This window comes from Pseudogracilibacillus sp. SE30717A (assembly GCF_037071985.1).
Classification (GTDB): domain Bacteria; phylum Bacillota; class Bacilli; order Bacillales; family Amphibacillaceae; genus Pseudogracilibacillus.
The window spans coordinates 532,796-552,692 of record NZ_JAXHDF010000001.1 but is presented as its reverse complement, the minus strand read 5'-3'; the positions used below and the strand labels follow the sequence as shown (position 1 = coordinate 552,692).

At 35.1% G+C, this 19,897-nt stretch carries 19 protein-coding genes; 1 reads left to right on the top strand and 18 read right to left on the bottom strand.

Features of this window, described 5'->3' with window-relative positions:
* Positions 1 to 7: 7 nt before the first annotated feature.
* The 12 genes from SPD48_RS02575 to metG all read right to left on the bottom strand — a co-directional run bounded on the left by SPD48_RS02575 (position 8) and on the right by metG (position 14,244).
* Positions 8 to 961 carry a ribose-phosphate diphosphokinase gene (locus tag SPD48_RS02575; protein WP_336256486.1) on the bottom strand — a complete coding sequence of 318 codons (954 nt, stop codon included), beginning with the start codon at positions 959 to 961 and terminating at the stop codon, positions 8 to 10.
* A gap of 19 nt (positions 962 to 980) precedes the next feature.
* Positions 981 to 2,348 carry a bifunctional UDP-N-acetylglucosamine diphosphorylase/glucosamine-1-phosphate N-acetyltransferase GlmU gene (glmU, locus tag SPD48_RS02570; RefSeq protein ID WP_336256485.1) on the bottom strand — a complete coding sequence of 456 codons (1,368 nt, stop codon included), beginning with the start codon at positions 2,346 to 2,348 and terminating at the stop codon, positions 981 to 983.
* A 206-nt stretch (positions 2,349 to 2,554) separates the two neighbouring features.
* Positions 2,555 to 2,854: a septation regulator SpoVG gene (gene spoVG, locus SPD48_RS02565; RefSeq protein WP_336256484.1), complete on the bottom strand. Its 300-nt coding sequence runs from the start codon at positions 2,852 to 2,854 to the stop codon at positions 2,555 to 2,557.
* A 115-nt stretch (positions 2,855 to 2,969) separates the two neighbouring features.
* Positions 2,970 to 3,788, bottom strand: coding sequence for a pur operon repressor (gene purR / locus SPD48_RS02560; protein ID WP_336256483.1), 819 nt, complete (start codon positions 3,786 to 3,788; stop codon positions 2,970 to 2,972).
* Between the two features lie 149 nt (positions 3,789 to 3,937).
* Positions 3,938 to 6,676: a UPF0182 family membrane protein gene (locus SPD48_RS02555; RefSeq protein WP_336256482.1), complete on the bottom strand. Its 2,739-nt coding sequence runs from the start codon at positions 6,674 to 6,676 to the stop codon at positions 3,938 to 3,940.
* Between the two features lie 95 nt (positions 6,677 to 6,771).
* Positions 6,772 to 6,954 carry a small, acid-soluble spore protein, alpha/beta type gene (locus SPD48_RS02550; RefSeq protein ID WP_336256481.1) on the bottom strand — a complete coding sequence of 61 codons (183 nt, stop codon included), beginning with the start codon at positions 6,952 to 6,954 and terminating at the stop codon, positions 6,772 to 6,774.
* A gap of 155 nt (positions 6,955 to 7,109) precedes the next feature.
* Positions 7,110 to 7,355 (bottom strand): Veg family protein, encoded by a 246-nt coding sequence (locus tag SPD48_RS02545; protein WP_336256523.1) that lies wholly within the window; start codon positions 7,353 to 7,355, stop codon positions 7,110 to 7,112.
* A 163-nt stretch (positions 7,356 to 7,518) separates the two neighbouring features.
* Positions 7,519 to 8,403: a 16S rRNA (adenine(1518)-N(6)/adenine(1519)-N(6))-dimethyltransferase RsmA gene (rsmA, locus tag SPD48_RS02540; RefSeq protein WP_336256480.1), complete on the bottom strand. Its 885-nt coding sequence runs from the start codon at positions 8,401 to 8,403 to the stop codon at positions 7,519 to 7,521.
* Complete coding sequence (gene rnmV / locus SPD48_RS02535) at positions 8,396 to 8,962, bottom strand: ribonuclease M5 (RefSeq protein ID WP_336256479.1); 567 nt, start codon at positions 8,960 to 8,962, stop codon at positions 8,396 to 8,398. Before rnmV ends, rsmA begins: the two co-directional genes overlap by 8 nt.
* Positions 8,963 to 9,781: 819 nt before the next feature.
* Positions 9,782 to 10,990 carry a ubiquitin-like domain-containing protein gene (locus SPD48_RS02530; RefSeq protein WP_336256478.1) on the bottom strand — a complete coding sequence of 403 codons (1,209 nt, stop codon included), beginning with the start codon at positions 10,988 to 10,990 and terminating at the stop codon, positions 9,782 to 9,784.
* 290 nt (positions 10,991 to 11,280) lie between these two features.
* Entirely contained in the window at positions 11,281 to 12,051 is a 771-nt protein-coding gene (locus tag SPD48_RS02525; protein ID WP_336256477.1) for a TatD family hydrolase, read from the bottom strand.
* A 243-nt stretch (positions 12,052 to 12,294) separates the two neighbouring features.
* Positions 12,295 to 14,244, bottom strand: a complete 1,950-nt coding sequence (gene metG, locus SPD48_RS02520; protein ID WP_336256476.1) for a methionine--tRNA ligase — start codon at positions 14,242 to 14,244, stop codon at positions 12,295 to 12,297.
* A gap of 370 nt (positions 14,245 to 14,614) precedes the next feature.
* On the opposite strand from metG, the gene SPD48_RS02515 reads away from it, so the two are divergent.
* Positions 14,615 to 14,899 carry an AbrB/MazE/SpoVT family DNA-binding domain-containing protein gene (locus SPD48_RS02515; protein WP_336256475.1) on the top strand — a complete coding sequence of 95 codons (285 nt, stop codon included), beginning with the start codon at positions 14,615 to 14,617 and terminating at the stop codon, positions 14,897 to 14,899.
* A gap of 129 nt (positions 14,900 to 15,028) precedes the next feature.
* Here SPD48_RS02515 and rsmI read toward each other — a convergent pair whose 3' ends face one another.
* The 6 genes from rsmI to holB form a co-directional block, all read right to left on the bottom strand.
* On the bottom strand, positions 15,029 to 15,901 hold the full coding sequence (rsmI, locus tag SPD48_RS02510; RefSeq protein WP_336256474.1) for a 16S rRNA (cytidine(1402)-2'-O)-methyltransferase: 873 nt from the start codon (positions 15,899 to 15,901) through the stop codon (positions 15,029 to 15,031).
* Positions 15,879 to 16,163, bottom strand: a complete 285-nt coding sequence (locus SPD48_RS02505; RefSeq protein WP_336256473.1) for a GIY-YIG nuclease family protein — start codon at positions 16,161 to 16,163, stop codon at positions 15,879 to 15,881. Before SPD48_RS02505 ends, rsmI begins: the two co-directional genes overlap by 23 nt.
* A complete protein-coding gene (locus SPD48_RS02500) occupies positions 16,153 to 16,896 on the bottom strand; it encodes a tRNA1(Val) (adenine(37)-N6)-methyltransferase (RefSeq protein WP_336256472.1) in 744 nt (247 codons plus the stop codon). The genes SPD48_RS02505 and SPD48_RS02500 overlap by 11 nt, the downstream gene beginning before the upstream one ends.
* An 805-nt stretch (positions 16,897 to 17,701) precedes the next feature.
* Positions 17,702 to 18,004, bottom strand: a complete 303-nt coding sequence (locus SPD48_RS02495) for an initiation-control protein YabA (RefSeq protein ID WP_442962097.1) — start codon at positions 18,002 to 18,004, stop codon at positions 17,702 to 17,704.
* 62 nt (positions 18,005 to 18,066) lie between these two features.
* Entirely contained in the window at positions 18,067 to 18,885 is an 819-nt protein-coding gene (locus SPD48_RS02490) for a PSP1 domain-containing protein (RefSeq protein ID WP_336256470.1), read from the bottom strand.
* Positions 18,886 to 18,899: 14 nt separating this feature from the next.
* Positions 18,900 to 19,892: a DNA polymerase III subunit delta' gene (holB, locus tag SPD48_RS02485; RefSeq protein WP_336256469.1), complete on the bottom strand. Its 993-nt coding sequence runs from the start codon at positions 19,890 to 19,892 to the stop codon at positions 18,900 to 18,902.
* Between the last annotated feature and the right edge of the window lie 5 nt (positions 19,893 to 19,897).

Here is a 19,897-nt window from a genome sequence, read left to right as displayed (position 1 = left end):
TTTTGTTTTAATCAAATAGTATACTAACTGACTTATGTTCATGTATTCTTACAATTGCCTCACCTATAAGTGGTGCAACTGACAGTTGTGTAATTTTATTAATCAGTTTTTCCTCTGGCAGCTCGATCGTATTTGTCACAACTAGTTCCTCAATTTGAGAGTTTTCTATTCGTTCGATCGCAGGTCCAGATAAAACTGGATGAGTAGCACAAGCATATACTGCTTTTGCTCCTTTTTCAATCAAAGCATCTGCCGCTAGTTGAATTGTCCCTGCTGTATCAATAATATCATCAATGATAATTGCTGTTTTCCCTTCAATCTCACCAATAATATTCATCACTTCAGCAACATTCGGCTTCGGTCTGCGCTTATCAATAATTCCAATAGGAGCTTTTAGTCGATCAGCCATTCTTCTTGCACGAATCACTCCACCATGATCAGGTGATACAACGACGATATCTTCCAAATTCTTTCCTTTAATATAGTCTGATAGTATCGGTACTCCTTGTAAATGATCGATTGGTACGTCGAAGAAACCTTGTATTTGTGGTGCATGTAGGTCTAATGTTAAAACTCGGTCAGCTCCAGTTGTTTCAAGTAAGTTTGCAACTAACTTTGCAGTAATCGGTTCTCTTGATCTTGCTTTACGGTCTTGTCTAGCATAACCGTAGTACGGAAGTACAATATTAACTGTTCTAGAAGATGCACGCTTTAAAGCATCTGTCAAAATCAACAGTTCCATCAGATTTTCATTAACTGGATCTGATAATGATTGGATTACGTAGACATCACATCCACGTACACTTTCTTCAATATTAATCTGTGTTTCCCCGTCACTAAACTTTGATACTGAACATTTCCCTAAAGGAACACCGATATGCTTTGCAATCTCCTCAGCAAGTTTTCGATTTGAATTCAGTGTAAAGAGTTGCAAAGATTTATCGTTATACCCTGATGACATGAATGAAGCCCTCCATAAATTATTTTTTTAATTTTGCTACATAGCCTTCTTTATTCGTTTGTCTTGCTCTTGCTATTGCTAAAGAATCTTTCGGAACATCGTCTGTAATGGTAGATCCGGCTGCCACATAAGAACCTTCTTCTATCGTAACAGGTGCAACTAAGTTTGAATTACATCCGATAAACGAATTATCCTCAATCGTTGTAAGATGTTTGTTTACGCCGTCATAGTTTACTGTTATTGTTCCGCAACCAATATTTATACCTTTCCCGAGCTTCGCGTCACCGATATAACTTAGGTGTGGCACTTTGGTTGTATTACCAATCGTTGATTTCTTTATCTCAACAAAGTTCCCTACTCGTACATCATCCCCAATAGATGTTTCAGGGCGAATATGAGCGAAAGGACCAATATTAACGTCATTACCTATTTTACTATTCTTTATCACGCTTTGTCTAATAACGGTACCTGTCCCAATTGTACAACTTTCAATTTCAGTATGAGGACCGATAACAGCCTCTGTTTCAATATGGGTTTTTCCAGTAATTACCGTGCCGGGATATACGATAACATCCTGATCGATAGTCACATCTGGACCAATATACGTATTGTTAGGATCTGTTATTGTAACTCCATTTCTTAAATGGGCTTCATTAATACGAATTTTCATTAAATTTTCAGCATGCGCTAAAGCGACACGATCATTTATACCGGTTGTTTCTTCGTCGTCTTCTGTAGTAAAAGCTGTTACTTTTTCATTTTCAGCCTTTAAAATTTCAATTACATCTGGTAAGTAATATTCTTGCTGGGCATTATTGTTATTAACTTTTTTAAGGGCGGAAAAGAGGGCCTCATTGTCAAAACAATATGTACCTGTATTTATTTCATTCACTGATTTTTCTTTATCATCTGCATCTTTATGTTCTACTATTCTTTCTACCTCACCTGACTCGTTACGAATTACACGGCCATACCCAGTAGGATTCTTAATGATAGTAGTAAGTATAGTTGCTTTAGAACCTGATAATTCATGATGTTCAAATAGCTTCTCATATGTTTCTGGTTTAATTAATGGTGTATCTCCACAAACTACGATTGTAGTCCCCGTTTTGTTCTTCAATATATCTGCAGCTTGCAAAACAGCATGTGCTGTACCTAGTTGTTCTTCTTGTAGAACAAATTCACTATTTGTTCCAATCTCTGCTTTTACTCGCTCTGCTCCGTGGCCAACAATTGTCACAAGTTTTTCAAGTTTTGCAGGCTTAAGAGCATCGATTACATACTGAATCATTGGTCGGTCTAAGATCGGGTGAAGAACTTTATACAACTTAGATTTCATTCTCGTTCCTTGACCAGCCGCCAAAATTACTGCAAAACGTTTTTTCATATAGAGTAACCTCCAGTCCTCTAATATCCATTATAAAATAATATCGTAAACAAGGGATGAATTCAAGCACAAAGGGGTAAGTCTATTTTAAACATATCTATTATATGCCTTCATATTAGGATCAAAGGTAATTGAAAAAGTTATCTTAAATGTACACAAAAAAGACTAATTTTTTAGAAAATTAGTCTTTTTAATAGCTATCACTATTAGGATGCTCCAGCACTTTCATACTGCAGCATGTTTGGCTCTGCTTCTTCTCTAGATTCATACTCTTTTAAAACCGCCACTTGAATTTTTTCACGAGTTTTTGAATTAATTGGGTGAGCAATGTCTCGGAATTCACCATCTGACGTTCGCTTAGATGGCATAGCTACAAATAAACCGTTATTACCATCAATTATCCTTACATCATGGACGACGAATTCATCATCAAATGTTATTGAAGCAATTGCCCGCATTTTTCCTTCTGCACTTACACGCCGTAATCGGACATCAGTTACTTCCACGTATATTCACCACCTTTGATATTTGAAAGCTTGCTATATTAATTCAACATAAATAAAAAAAGTCCTGCAAAATATTGAAAAAACTTTAAATATTTTACAGGAAATATCCAGTACTTTATTGTTTTTCATCAAAACTACCGATACTAACATCAATTTGCCTACTTTTTGTATCGACATTAGCTACTTTGATTAATGAAGTATATTCATCAATGATACGCTCGTTTTCTTCATCCTCTGCCTCGGCAAAAACACCAATTCCAACGACTGTCGCTTTAAATTCCTCCAGTAAACTTATCATACCGTTCACTGTTCCGCCTGCTTTCATAAAATCATCAATGATACAAACATTCAATCCTTCTTGTAGATTCCTCTTCGGCAACACCATCGTTTGAATACGTTGGGATCGACCGGAAACATAGTTAATGCTAACAGAAGATCCTTCTGTCACTCTCATATTTCTGCGAATAACTACAACTGGAACACTTAAAAATTCAGCCATTGCATAAGCAATAGGAATTCCTTTCGTTTCCACAGTAACCACTGCATCAATTTGTTTATCAGAAAAGGCAGTAACGAAAGCTTTACCAATTTCTTTAAGGATTTTCGGGTTTCCTAGCAAATCACTCATATATAAGTAGCCACCAGGTAAAATTCTTGATGGGTCTTTTAATTCTTTACATATATTCTGCAGAAACGAAACACTATTACTTTTATTAAATTTAGGCACATACATGGAGCCGCCAGATGCACCTGCTACTCTTTCTAATGCTCCAATCCCTTCTAGCTGGAACATTTCATTAATAATATCGAGATCCTCACTTATTGACGATTTTGAAGCTTGAAATCTCTCTGTGAAATATGACAATTGTGTTAATTGTTGCGGATGGGTAATAAAATAGTTGGTCAAACCTACTAATCGATCGCTTCGTTTCATGTTTTCACCTCAAAATCCGAATATTTACCTTTTAATATATCACCTTCATCCGTGTTTGAGCAACTTTATAAAAGAAATCATTATTTTAAACATAAAGAAAATCGGAACTGATTCAATAAAGTGTGAATCAAGTTCCGATTTCTAACATCCTATTTAATTACTCCTAATTTTTCTTCTAATTCTTCCATAATTTTACCAGCTTCAGACCAATCTCCATCTGATAGTGCTTTTTGATATGCTTCAAATAATGCACCGATCTCTTGTAATGATTCCTCGGCATTGATAATAGGATTTTGTTGTTCCTGTTCTTCACTTTCTTTCTGCTCATTATCTTTAGCCGGCTGTTTCTCTTTACCAGGTTCTAAATAACTTAAAATCTTCTCTAGAGACTTATCAAACGTTTCTTCCATTACAATATGATCTTCATATGCCATAATTACTTGTTTCACTTCTGGTAATGAAGTTTCATTGGAAGATTCAATATAAACTGGCTCTACATACAAGACAGTATCTTCAATAGGTATAACTAGTAAGTTACCTCGGATGACTTCGGAACCACCTTGAGACCATAAATTTAACTGTTGTGAAATGACACTGTCCTGGTTAATCCGATTTTCGATCTGTTGTGGTCCATATATATTTTTTTGTTTCGGAAAACGATAAACAAAAATTTCACCATAATGATCGCCGTCGTTACGAACTCCGATCCACGAAATCATGTTTTGCCGTTTCTTCGGTGTATAAGGCATCATCAAAATAAATTCTTCTTCATCATACTCAGGTAATTTCATTGTGATATAGTATGGGTCCATCTCTATATCTTGATTAAAATACTTTTCTGTCGGGAACTGCCAGAAGTCTTCGCGATTATAAAAAACTTCTAAATTTGACATATGATATGTCCCGTACATCGCTGTTTGGATTTTAAATAAATCGACTGGATAACGGAAATGATCCTGTACATCTTTTGGTATTTCTTCTGTAAATAACGTCGGGAAAATATTTTTATATGTTTGAATCAACGGATCATCCGGATCCACGATATAAAAATTAACTTCTCCTGTATATGCATCAATCATTACTTTTACTGAGTTGCGGATATAATTATTATTCCCTTTATATGCTTCCGAATATGGGTAATTCTCCGCTTTAACATATGCATCAATCATCCAAGCTAATGTGCCATCGTCTCGGACAAAGACATATGGGTCGTTATCATACTGGAAAAACGGTGCAATTTCGTTCACTCGTTCTTTAATATTACGTGTTCTTAATAACTGACTTTCATTTGTAAGCTGATCGGATACAAGAATTCTGAATGATCCTTCTTTAAGGGCAAATAACAAACGGTTTATCCCTTGAAGAGGAATACCTAGATCTGCCTCATAGCGATTAGTCGCATTCTCTTCACCTGTAGGGTAATCAAACTCATCCACTTTCGATTTAACAATAACATTCGGATATGGTTCTTCACCAAAGTATATCTGAGGTCTAGTTACGTCTAAAGTACCTTCCACAGGAATATTTCTTAACATATATTCCGGTTGCCCTTGACTAGTTACTTTATTTACATGACTCATCGCAATCCCATATCCATGGGTGTAACGTAAATTTCTATTTACCCATGTTTGAGCTTGCTGTGGTAAATCGACGGTACTTAGTTCTCTGGCACCAATGAAAACTTGCTCGTAGTTCCCATCAATTTCATAGCGGTCTATATCCATATCATTAAATTGATAATATGTTCTAAACGTCTGTAGCTGATTGTAAATATCTAATAATGGCCGTGAATCATTAAGTCGAACATTATCCAATGTTAATTGGTTACGCTCAACCATATCTAAATCGAGTGAAGCATTGCCTGGATTTTCCTTCACTTCAATTTTATCAAGATCATAGGCAGCTCGAGTAAATTCTAAATTATGTTCCAAAAATGGTTTTTCTTTTGAAAACTCATTCGGAGAAACAATAAAGTTTTGAACAACGACAGAAGCCGCCTGCCCAGCTACAATCAATACTAAATAAAGAATAATTGGCTTTAATGTGGATTGAATGTTTCCACGAAACACAGCAATTGCAACCCAGATAACCATTATGATAGCCGCTGCCGCTAATACATATGATTTCGGTACGTTAATTAATTTATCCGTATAACTTAAGCCATGAACAACACTTTTTTGAAAAAGGTTAACTTGATCTGTTAATAATGTTTTATATCGACTTAAAAGATGAATGCCCGCCAATAATAGACCGATTAACCCAAAGGTTGAGGCTAGATGAATCTGAGCATGACGATTGGTTCGGTACATATGAAAAACAGAATAAGCTCCACCTTGAATAATTAAGAAAAAGATGAACAAATTAAGTAGTGTATAAAGAATGAATTCAATAAATGGTAAAGTAAAAATGTAGAATGAAACATCCATATTAAAATAAGGATCAACTTTATTAAAAGAAGTATGGTTCAGGACTTTTAAAGCTGGTTCCCAACCTAACCCTTGAACAATGGAACTACCGATGATCCCAATGAAAATGGCAACTGCAGAAATGGATAGAAATGCAGGCCCTTTTTTTATTATGAACCTTGGTAATTGAACGTTACTAAAATGGTTCATATAACTTAAGCGAATCCAATAAAGCGTTAAAAATGTCATAATAAAAAATAACACAAACCCAGAAATAGCTAACAATACTTTACTATATAAAATAGTAGTAAAGACATTTTTAAATCCCAACGTATCCATCCAAATATATTCTGTATAAATATTGAACGCAATATATGAAAAAATAATAAGTGCCACAATAATAAGAATGGTCGTTGAAAAACGTTTACTTAACCGTTTTAATTGTTCAGATTGTTTTTGAGTAAAAACATTACGATTATTCATTTTTCTCCCCCTACCCATTTATGATAACAGACTCTCTATTTCTTTTTAAGTGATTCATCCTTTTTATTTTTCGAATATAAAAAAAGGCAAACCCATTAGGGTCTGCCTTTATCTTGCATGTTTTCTTCGGCCATTTCAATTGCACGTTTTACCATATTTCCTGCATCACGAGCTCTTATTCCGCCCCAGCCCTCTTTTTGTACTGTGTCGTAAAACCCTAACTCTTTGGCTATTTCTTCTTTCAATTGGTCTGACATGATTCCACGTCTTCTACCCATGAAAGAACATCTCCTTTCCGTTAAGACTTCTTACGACACACTTATTTTATGTATAAAGAATGATTTAACTCGTGTTAATTTTTACAAAATGAGCAAAGGACTATAGCTATAACTATATAGCCTCCTAAAAAACAAAAGTAGTAAACAATTGTTTACTACTCTGCTGCCGCTTGGCTTCTATCATCTATAAAGTTTATTTCTACCGCTTCTGTCAAAACGTCAGCGTAACTGTAAGATACTCGTTCAAATGCATTTTCATCTTTGTCTAGTTCTACAACAAAAACAGAAGGATATGTCTCCGATAAAATTCCCGATCTGATAACCGTTCTACGTCTACCGCCGTTCGCAGTTAGCTTTAAACGTTTACCAACTTGCCCTTCAAGACCTTTTTTAATTTCCATTATTGTTTTCACTAGGACTCCACCTCACTATAAACTATCTTACCATAAGCTCGTACGTTAGTCAAATAAAACATATAATTATAACAGGATATCAAATATAAAGTCAATGACTTTAACCACTTTTTCAAAAAATAATTAATATGCCCACATTGAACTAAGCTACCTATTTTATATCAGTTACAGCAAATAGCCCGTTTGCTAATAAAGCAAATTCTTGAATAGTAAGTGATTCACCTCGTCTTTTACCGTCTATTTGTACTGTTTGAAGTACATTATTTATTTGCTCTGACGTATAGGTTTCTTTAAAATAGCTGACTAAGTTGTTTTTCAATGTTTTTCGCCGATGCCTAAAACTTGCTTTCACTATTGAAAAGAATAAATCTTCGTTACTTACTTCTACTAATGGTTTTTCTCTTTTTACCAATTGTAAGACGCTTGAGATCACATTTGGTTGAGGGATAAAAACAGTTTTGGGTACATCCATTACAATATGGGCTTCTGTATAATATTGAACAGCAATTGATAATGAGCCATATTCCTTTGTGTTAGGTGCTGCCGCCATTCGATCTGCCACTTCTTTTTGCAACATAACAGTTATCCGTTCAATGGGCATTTGTTGTTCTAAAATACTCATTAAAATAGGAGTTGTAATGTAGTACGGTAAATTAGCAACGATATGAAGTGATAAGTCAGGTGCAAAATTTTCTTTAATCGTTTTATGTAAGTCTGCTTTCAAAAAATCTTTATGAATAATCTTTACATTTTCATAATTCGCTAATGTACTATCGAGAACTGGTAGCAATCGTTGGTCAATTTCAAATGCAATAACTTTATTTGCAATCAATGCCAATTGTTCGGTGAGGGAACCAATACCTGGACCAATTTCAATAACTCCGCTGTTTTGATCAATTTGGGCAGCATGTATCATTTTACGCAAAATATTTGCGTCAATAATAAAATTTTGGCCTAGACTCTTTTTAAATGAAAACCCGTATTTACCCAATATTTCTTTTGTTCGTCTAATACTCGCAATATATTCCTTAGGCATCTTGCTGTCCCCTTTCTAGTATATGCATCATTGCTAAATCCAATTCATTTTTCGTTATTTGAAACATATGAAGTCGATTAAGTAATTGCTTTCCATTCGTATGTCCAATATGAAGATACTTACCAAGTTGCTCACGTTTACTTTTAGCATCACTAGTACCAATGAGTCCATAACCGATTAAATCACTTTTCGTTATATCTGATTTATGTATTGGGGCACTATCGTATACATTGCTTAGCGCTTCCCTAATTGATTCAATGGAAGCATGCTCAATACCTAAACTTTTCAGTTCAGATTTTGCACGTGCTCTTTCTTTTGGTAAAAATGCATGCTTACAACCTTTTACTTCCCTCGTAATGATATGTCTAATACGTTCACCTGGATAATCAGGATCGGTGAATATAATCACACCTCGTTTTTCCTGAGCATGTTTAATTAATGTTAATGTTTCTTTATTAATCGCTGAACCATTCGTTTCAATCGTGTCTGCTTGGACAGCTTTCTTTATCTTTTGCGTATCGCTTTTTCCTTCAACAACAATTATTTCTTTAATTTGCAAACTAATTCCTCTTTCAGTTTATTTTGCTCCATTATATCTTATTTTAGTATGAGAAAAAACTTGCTGGACTAATAATATATTTTACTTAACTTTCGCAGCGTGAAATTGATAAGTAAACCTTGGTAAGTATTGGGAGGTGGAGACAACTTCCTTAGTTAAACTTTCAATTAACTAGTTGCTTAAAAATAGACTATATTCCTAGCTATTTTATCGTTGTATTTGATATATACGTACAGTAACTAAAATTCAGGGATGAGCTGATTAACCGCTGTGGAAATATGTTTCGCTTTCCATGGGCGGCCGTTGAGCCTCCTTCGTGCTACGCACTTCATAGTCTCACCGAGGCCTATGCTCCCATAGGAGTCTCCACATATTTCCTCCGCTTGGAATCGTTTTCTGATAGACAGCGTAAATTGCTCTGTTTTGGTAGTTGATTGAAGCAGAGGGCAATCGACTCCTGCGGGAAAAGCAACAGCTGAAGATCCCACAGGAAGCGGTTTTTGCTTCCGAGGAAGCTGAAGCGTTGCCGCGGAAAGCGATTGTCCGTAGCGAAAATCAATGATGCAGTATCTAGGTTTGGAAGAGGGAACTTAAAATAAAATACGTCACAATTTTCGTTTTTTGCGTAAAACAGTTTAAGGGTGACAAGTTATCAGTGTTAATCCACATGTATGTTTAAACTCACTTTGTAGGTGCGAAAGTTGAGTGTTTTTTGCAAACTACAACTGAACAGAGAATATCTTCTACACTTTAATTTGTGCTCGCATAAAAAATACTCTTGCCAACATCTTGGCAAGAGTACGTATATGAACAGAAAAATTAATCTAAGATTTTTACTTGTACAGTTCTGCGTCCCCAATTACTTGCAGCGTAGGCTTCTGATTTTACAAGGACATCTATTCGATTTCCTTTAATCGCACCACCTGTATCTGCCGCAATTGCTTCACCATAACCTTCCACCCATACACGGGATCCTAAAGGAATCACATTAGGGTCTACAGAGATTACTTTTGGTGTAGGACTCTGTTTAATATTGATACCTGTTGCTGTAATACCAGAACATCCAGAACAATCAGGTCCATAAGCTGTTGCTTCCATCGTCAACACTTTGCCCTCGTCATTACCTGATGACGAATTGCTATTTGATGTGTTAGCCGATTCCTTCTTTACCTCTTTGGTACCTACCGCAACTACCTTATTTTTACTTTCCTTGATTACTTTTTCTTCGATTAGTTTCTTATCTGCTTCTTCGTCATTTTCAAGTGTGATTTCATATATCTTAATTACTTTTCCTTCTTCGCCCTCAGAAATAGTTTTTGTAGTACCTTTTTCTAAAGAAGAGTCTGATTCCTCCTCTGTTTGAAATGGGATACTCTCTTCTATTTCTTCGGTTTTCTTTTCAACGTGGATAATAGATACTTCTGTATCTTTTTTAACTTCTTTGTCTAAGCCTGGTTTGACTTTATCTGTTTCTTTGAATGTTATATCGTTTTTTTCAAGCAGTTCTTCAACAGTGCCACCTGTCGTCCAAAACTCCTTTTCTTCCCCACCGTCATTAACGGTCACTGGGAATGCCTTATCAATTTTTATTTCTAGTCCGTCTGATACTACTGCCATTTTATTAGGGGATATGTTGTCGTGACTAGTAATATGTAGTCCTTCTTCATTTATGAACTCCCCGACTGTCGTTGCTGTAGTGTAGTATTCTTCTGTTTTACCATCAATCGTTAAAAGGATCTCATTTGCTGTGTCAAAATTAATTTTCATCCCATCAACGATCTTGGAATTCTCTGCGTGTGAGAGCTCATCATATTCTCCCACTTGGATGCCCATTTCATCCAGTAGTTCACCTACAGTAGTATTATGTGTCTTTACTACTTGAACATCTCCATCTGCAGCGACTACTACTTCTGCTTTTGTAGCATCAAAAACAACCCACGTTGAAAATAAGGTAACCACTATTGCTGTAGCAATCGAATAACCCGACTTTGTTTTCACAGCCAATAATGGTTTAAGTATTTTTTGCATGTTATAGCCTCCTTATTTCGCTACCAATTATATGGAGTAATCAAAAGCAAGTCAAAATCAGTACGGTTACGAATAGTTTACAAAACCATTACATGGAAATAGTATTTTCTGATAATTGATTATGTAGGCGCACCAATTGTTTTGCTCCTCCAATATCGTACAAACCCCATATTTATTGTTACAGCCCTGTAATGTATAATCTATGAATCTACTTAATTTGCGAGTTTTTTACAAAAAAAGAGCCTAGCATTTGCTAAGCTCTTGGTGATTATTATCATTATGACCAATTATTATTTATTTATACGGAAGAATTTCATCGCATTTTGAAAAGTTACCTCTCCAACTTCTTCAACATCCATCTCTTTTAATTCTGCGATCTTTTCTGCAATGAAAGAAACGTAAGCAGGTTCATTTCTCTTTCCTCTATATGGGTGTGGCGCTAAATAAGGACAGTCCGTCTCAATTAATAATCTTTCTAAAGGAATTATTTTTGCTATTTCCTGTACTTCTTTTGCGTTCTTAAATGTAACAGGTCCACCTAAGGAAATATAAAAATTCATATCTAAACAAGCTTGTACATCTGCTGCAGTGCCACTAAAACAATGCATGATGCCACCAATCTCTTTAGCATTTTCTTCTTGTAAAATACGAATCACATCTTCAGTCGCATCACGGTTATGGATAATAATTGGCATATTTACTCGTTTTGCAAGCTGGATCTGTTTGCGAAATACTTGTTCCTGAATATCTTTAGGCGAAGTATCCCAATAATAATCTAATCCCATTTCTCCCAATGCAACTACCTTAGGGTGTTTACTTAATCTTTCTAAATAAGCTAAGTGCTTTTCTTCATAATGAATAGCATCAACAGGATGCCATCCAACCGCTGCGTAAATCGTGTCATACTTTTCAGCTATTTCAATCGCTAAAGGTATTGTCTCATCATCAAACCCAACGACTACCATATGAGTAACACCTTGAGCAAATGCTCGTTGAATAACTTCTTCTCGGTCATCTTTATATTGTCTTGCGTTTAAATGTACATGTGTATCAAATAACATAGTAACCTCCATAAAAAAACGATTCCATTCAAGTAAAAAATCGTTGTATAGTTTCCTGTTTTTAAGGTTTTGCTTTATCTACCACGAAAATTGAGTCGGCGACATTGCCTTCTTCAGCCTCAGGGTAATATAAACGATAGCGCAATTCCATAGATAAGCCACGATGGTTCTCAGGAAGTTCTATTACAACGATTTTTAATACTTACTTATATTTAAAAAGTCTTTACCTCTTTAATCTTGCTTTTATTTTACAACCGATCCATTCGGTAATGTTTGTTCAACTGTGGCCAAAGATAGATTTCCTTTTTCGTCTTCTCCAGACAAAATCATTCCCTCAGACATCTCTCCACGTAGTTTAACCGGTTTAAGATTTGTAATACAAATTACTTTTTTACCTACTAATTGTTCAGGTGCATAGAATTCCGCAATCCCTGATATAATCTGACGTTTTTCTGATCCAATATCAACTTGTAGCTTTAGTAGTTTATCTGCATTTTTCATTTTATCGGCTTTTACTATTTCAGCAACTCGAAGATCAAGCTTCATAAAGTCATCATAAAGTACTTCTTCTTTTTGCTCTGCTTGTTTTTCTTCTACTGCCGGGATCGTCGATTTCATCATCTTTTTAATCGTCTCAATTTCTTCTTCCATATCTAGACGAGGGAAGATTGGAACGCCTTTTTCTGTTTTTGTACCAGACGGGATACTTCCAATTTCATAAACACTATCCCATTGTTGTAACGCTTCATCTTTTACACCAAGTTGCTTAAAGATTTCTTTCGGTGATTCTGTTAAAAACGGTTGTAACATAACCGCAGAAATTCGAATCGATTCCGCTAAATGTGCCATAACATTACCTAAACGATCTCTTTTAGCTTCCTCTTTCGCCAAATTCCAAGGCTCTGTTTCATCAATATATTTATTTGTTCTACTAACGAGTTTCCAAATAGATGATAATGCTATAGAAAACTGCATTTCCTCCATAGCTGCCTCGACTTTTGTGATAGTATCCTTAATATAGTTCTCTAAGTCCTGATCTTCTTTCGATTCTCCCAATGTAAATGTTGGAATTTCCCCATCGAAATATTTTCCGATCATCGCTACTGTTCGGTTTAATAAGTTCCCTAAATCATTTGCTAAGTCATAATTAACTCGTTCAACGAACCCTTCAGGTGTAAATACACCATCTGATCCAAACGGTACTTCACGTAATAAATAATAACGTAATGCATCTAAGCCATAACGATCAATTAAAGTAATTGGATCAATGACATTCCCTTTAGACTTAGACATTTTCCCGTCTTTCATTAAAATCCAACCATGAGCAAATATTTTTTTAGGTAATGGAAGATCTAAAGCCATCAAAATGATTGGCCAATAAATAGTATGGAAACGAACAATTTCTTTTGCCATAATGTGAACATCAGCAGGCCAATATTTCTTAAATTTTTCTTCATTTTCAGATCCGTACCCAAGAGCAGTTATATAGTTCGTCAATGCATCGATCCAAACATAAATGACGTGTTTCGGATTTCCTGGTACTTTTATTCCCCAATCAAATGTCGTCCGAGAAACTGCTAAATCTTCAAGACCTGGCTTAATAAAGTTATTTAGCATTTCATTTTTACGACTTTCCGGCTGAATAAATTCTGGATGGTCTTCATAATAATTAACAAGTCGATCTGCATATTTACTCATCTTAAAAAAGTAAGATTCTTCTTTCACTTTTTCTACTTTTTTCCCGCAATCAGGACAGTGTCCGTCATCTAATTGGAGGTCCGTGAAGAAAGATTCACAAGAAATACAATACCATCCTTCATACTCATCTAAATAAATATCTCCTTGTTCAACTAATTGCGCGAAAATCTTTTCGACAATAACTTTGTGTCTTTCCTCTGTCGTTCTTATGAAATCATCATTTGTAATTTTTAACTTCTTCCATAATGATTGAATGGTACCTACAATATCATCTAAATATTCTTGTGGACTTAATCCTTTTTCTTCCGCAGCCTTTTGGATTTTCTGTCCATGTTCATCTGTTCCAGTCAAATACATTACATCAAAACCACGCATTCTTTTATAGCGTGCAATCGCATCACCCGCAACTGTCGAATATGCATGTCCAATGTGTAAATTACCACTCGGATAATAAATTGGTGTCGTTATATAGAATGTATTTTTATTATCTGACATTTTCTTATCTCCTCTTCCAAAAACTGAATTACGTAATGTTATAATTATAATCTATTGTATAGATTTTTTTATGAATAAGAAAGTATATTCTATCTATATCATTTCTTAGAAAATAGTCCTTTATTAGCATTGCCAAGTACATATTATACCATGACGTTTTTTTGAAAATTTATACCCTCTTGATAATTAAAGTCTATCATTTTACATACCGATTTAAATAATTTACAATCCTTTCATAGATTGCTACAATAAAAATGTGAAATATTTGTCGGATTATACATTTTTATACAGTGTTTTGTCGTGTATAATAATATAGTGTAGTATAATTCTAGTTATTTTTTAATCTTTGAAAGGGGAACGTAAATTTATTATGAAATCTACAGGTATGGTCAGAAAAGTTGATGAGCTAGGAAGAGTGGTTATTCCTATCGAACTAAGACGCTCATTGGGTATTAAAGAAAAGGATGCTATTGAAATATATGTCGATGGAGATCAAATTGTGTTAAAAAAATATGTGCCTAATATGGCTTGTCATATTACTGGAGAAAACACAAATAATAATATTGCTTTAGCAAATGGTAAAATTGTCTTGAGCCCAGAAGGTGCAAAGGCTTTAATAAACGAAATTCAAAAGAATTTCAAAGTTGAAGAGTAAGAACATTTAACAATAAAATATTATGTCGGAAATTTTATTTTTTTCCAACTTAATAGATCGATACAATTATAGAACCATTATCATAAAAATAAAGGCTTGCATCAGTACATCGTACGGTGCAAGCTTTTTTCATTTGTTAATATGAATTTGCTGATATACCTCTCGTCTCGACATTTTCCTATCTGTAGCAACCTGTTTCATTGCTAACTTATGCGTCATATTGTCGTTTTCTTCATAATGCCTTACATGTTCTGCAATCGTTAGTGAAGCCCACCATAAAGAATCATTGTCCTCCGCAGTTTCATTGCCTTCGATAACAATACAACATTCTCCTTTTAGATCGTTTTCTTCCGTCCATGCTATTACATCTTCGACCTTGCCTCTTACAAATTGCTCATAAATTTTTGTCATTTCCCGGGCAATGATAATATGTCGATTTCCCATCTGTTTTGCAATGAAACGCAGTGTTTCCTTAACACGATATGGCGATTCATAAAGAATAATCGTTGCTTTTATCTGTTTCAGACGATCAAGCTCAGCTTCTTTCTCCTGCTTTTTACGCGGTAAAAAACCGTAAAATAAAAATTCATCTGTAGGGAGTCCTGAAGCTACGAGTGCACATAAAGCTGCATTAGCACCCGGTAATACAACGACATTTATATCCTTATCAATTGCTTCTCTAACTAGGTCGGCACCCGGATCGGAAATGGCTGGCATTCCCGCATCGCTAACAATTGCAATGGTACCTCCTTCTTCGACAATAGATAAAAGCTGATTTGTTCTTTCTCGTTTATTATGCTCATGATAACTAATTAATTTATTCGTAATTTCAAAATGATTTAACAGCTTTTGTGTATGTCTTGTATCCTCTGCTGCAATCATATCTACTGTTTTTAATGTTTTTAACGCGCGAAACGTCATATCTTCCAAATTGCCTATCGGAGTTGGAACGACAAAAATAGTTCCTTTTCCATTTTCTTTAAAGCTCATTTGAATATTCATTAAATGTCCCTTCTTGTTCTTGAATTAGTTCCATTTTTTCTTTACGGTGCAATTTTTTGATTTCATACTCACGTTGTAATGCCGCTGTTTTCGTAGACAATTCTTCCTTGTATACAAGTTTAAAAGGACCTCTTCCTCTCGTATATTTAGCGCCCTTACCAGTTTCATGCATCATGATTCGACGTTCTATATCAGTCGTATAACCTGTATATAAAGAACCATCACGACAATGTAACATATAGACCATATGTTTATTCCCCATAAATAATTCCCCTAGCTCGATCTGTATATTCCCCATTATCTTTGTAGATAACAAGTGGCGGTAATACTTGTAAGCCTGGCTTTCCATCTCTTATTCCTTCAATTAATATGGTATTCGCTAGCTTGTCTGTTTTTGGATATACATACTGAAGCCTTTTGGGTTCAATTTGATATGAACGAAATAATGTAAGTATATCCACTAATCGCTCAGGACGATGAACCATTGTTACTTTTCCGCCCGGCTTCACATATAGTTTACATGCCTTGATCACATCTTCTAAGGTACAACATACCTCATGCCTTGCGATCGTTAAATACATATTCTCGTTATGCTCCGTTGATTTAGGAGTTGGAAAATAAGGCGGATTACAAGTAACTACGTCATAGTAGCTTTGCTTTAATTTTGGATGCCTTTCTTTCAAGTCTCCCTCCAAAATTTCAATCCGCTCTTCAAGTTCATTTAATTGTATGCTCCTTTTAGCCATACTGACTAATCTGTTTTGAATCTCTAATCCAGTTATCGTTCCTTTAGTTCGCTCCGATAATAAAAGGGGAATTACTCCATTTCCAGTGCACAAATCCAATATATTTCCTCTATTAATTGGAACATACGTGAAATGAGCTAATAAAACAGCGTCCAATGAATATGAAAATATTGTTGGGCTTTGAATAATCTGTGTTTTACCATTGGAAATTAAATAATCCAGTCGCTCATCATCTTTAAGTATTACCACAATCCATCCTCCGTATCTATCTGCTCTTTCTTTTATTATAACGTATTCAACTTTCACAGTGTAATATAGCTAAATATACCTTGGTAGTATTAAGGAATTTTAGAGATCTTCTTCCTTAGTTGATTTTCAGGTAACTGGTTGCTTGAAATACAACTATATCCAAGATAATTCATCATTGTATTTGATATAAACTTTTCTCTACCCCCAATAATTTGGTGTTGGTAATACCCTTCGGAAAAATACTTCGCTTTCCGCAGGCACGGCCTCAGCTTCTGTAGCTTCTCGTTAATGAGAAGCTACAGGGATCTTCGGACTCGTGGGACTGCCACTATCGTTCGTCCCATCGAGAAGCATTCGCTGTTCCTGCAGGAGTCTTCGCACTTTTTCCTACGCTAGCATGTAAATTTTAATCAATAGAAAGAAAGCATTGTTGTTGTCGGTTCCTGAATTCTATTATCAGTGACCATCCCAGCGAAGGAAATACACGTAGACTCCTGTGGGAGGACAGGCTTAGATGAGACCCCGCAACGAGCAAAGCGAGTGAGGAGGCTCATCAGCCGCCCACGGAAAGCGGAGTGTATTTCCGCAGCGGTTATGTTAATTACATCTTCAGTTACTGATCGGTTTATATCTTTTGTATAAAACAGCTTTATCAAGATAAAGTTTTCAAGATAATAATTGGAAGCATTTGCGAGTTAATTCAGAAATGTTTAAACTCATTTTGTTGGTACGAAAGTTGAGTAACTTAAAAAACTGTCCCCATGTCTTTGGAATAGTTATTCCAACTGGAGACAGTCTTACTTACTTAATCAAACAATTCGAGGCAAAACAAACAATCTTCATCTGTTCTTGGACTGCCAAACTGCATATGGCATATGTGGAAGCCTTCTTTATATATACGGGCTAAATTGTCAAAACCTTCGCCAGGAACCGTAACTTCCTGTTTCTTTTTAGTTGCCGCTTTCTCCTCTTCCACATGATCCCGTTTTAAATAGGTCCGTAAATGTTTGTTTTCAACAGTTAATCGATGATTTTCCTCAATGATTTCACTTAAATCATTTTTTAAATGGCCTAATTGCTCATACAGTTCACCAATTTGTGTTTCCATATGGGAAACTTGATCAAAAATTTGCCTTTGCCTCTTGCTCAACGCTACCCACCTCTTTACTATTATTGAACAGAAATGATGTTTTCTTCAATTAATTCATCTAACGTGTATTCAATAATATTTTGATTTTCATACATTTCGATCTCAATAATTTTCTCTAAAATATTTAGTCCAATTACTTTCCCGCGACCATAGCTCGTATGAATTTCTTCTCCTAGATCAGGTAATTGCTTTTTCGCATCTTCATAACTATCATTCTCATATCGTAAGCAACACATTAGTCTTCCACATAAGCCTGATATTTTTGCCGGATTTAATGATAGACTCTGATCTTTGGCCATCTTTATTGAAACTGGGTCAAAGTCGCCCAGGAATGTAGAACAGCATAGCATTCTTCCACAAGGTCCTATTCCGCCCAATAATTTAGCTTCATCTCGAACACCGATTTGTCTTAATTCTATTCTAGTTTTAAATAGGGCAGCAAGATCTTTTACAAGATTACGGAAGTCAATTCTACCTTCCGCAGTAAAATAAAATATCACTTTATTTCGGTCAAATGTATATTCTACGTCTACTAAACTCATATCTAATTCATGGTAATTAATTTTTTCATTACATATATTTAAAGCATCAGATGCTAATTGTTCATTTTGTTTTACATTTAATTTATCTTCTTCGTTTGCAACTCGCATTACTTTTTTCAATGGAAGTACAACATCTTCTATATCAACTAATTTGTTTACAAGTACTACTTTACCAAACTCTATCCCACGGACTGTCTCAACAATCACATCGTCATTTAATTTTATCTCTAAATTGTTCGGATCAAAGTAATAAATCTTACCCGCTTTCTTAAAGCGTACTCCGATTACTTCTATCATCTCATAACCCACCTCTAAATTTGAAGTACAAGTTGTTCCATCACCAACGTCTGATGGACATTCTGATTCATTTTCTGTTTTGTTTCTAAAAGAGTCTTTAATATTTGAAGTAATCTCTTTTCTGTAAACTGATGGACTGCTCGCGTTAGCAGACCATCGGTTGGCTGGAAAAAGAATGTCGGGCTTGACCGTCCTATTTGCGTATTGGCTATATCTCTAAACGCTAATAACATTAAATCCAGTCCTAGTTCCTGATCCTGTTTATCTTTCATCTCAGGTATCCATTTTTGATGAATAAATAGATATCTTTGTTCGTAATTAGAAATTAACATATATATAAATTGTTCAATTATATCTCTAAACCTATAAATCTTTTCTTCTTTATGAAGTTCAATTGCTTCATCTATATTATTTGTTAAAGCACTTAGTAGCCGTGCATTATTTTCGTTAATTAGTAAACCCTCTACATTCATTAACTTTTTTTGAAACATCTTCTCATCCAAGGGTTTTAAGTCAATTTGTTGACATCTGGAACGAATCGTAGGTAAAATTCCATGTCCGTTATCTGTCAATAAAAGAGCTGTTATTTCAATCGTAGGTTCTTCAAGAAATTTCAAAATGCGATTTGCCGCATTTACCGTTAAAGATTCTGCCGGATGAATAATATATATTTTTTTAGATGATTCCATTCCTGTATAAGAAAATTCTTTTCTTAACATTTCAATTTGTTCATTTTTGATTGATTTTCCATCAGGTTCAACCCAATGTACATCAGGGTGGTTTCGTGATAAAACCCGCTTACACATATGACAATTTTGACATGGTTCTAAATCGTTTTTATTCTCACAAAAAAGAGTCATCGCTATTAAATTTGCCAGTTGTTTTTTACCCGTTCCACGCGATCCTTGAATAAGATATGCATGGGAAACGCGGTTTTTTTGAAAGCTATTAATCATTATTTTACTTGCTAAAGGCTGAACTTTACTTAACTCCGCCCATGTTTGCATAACGA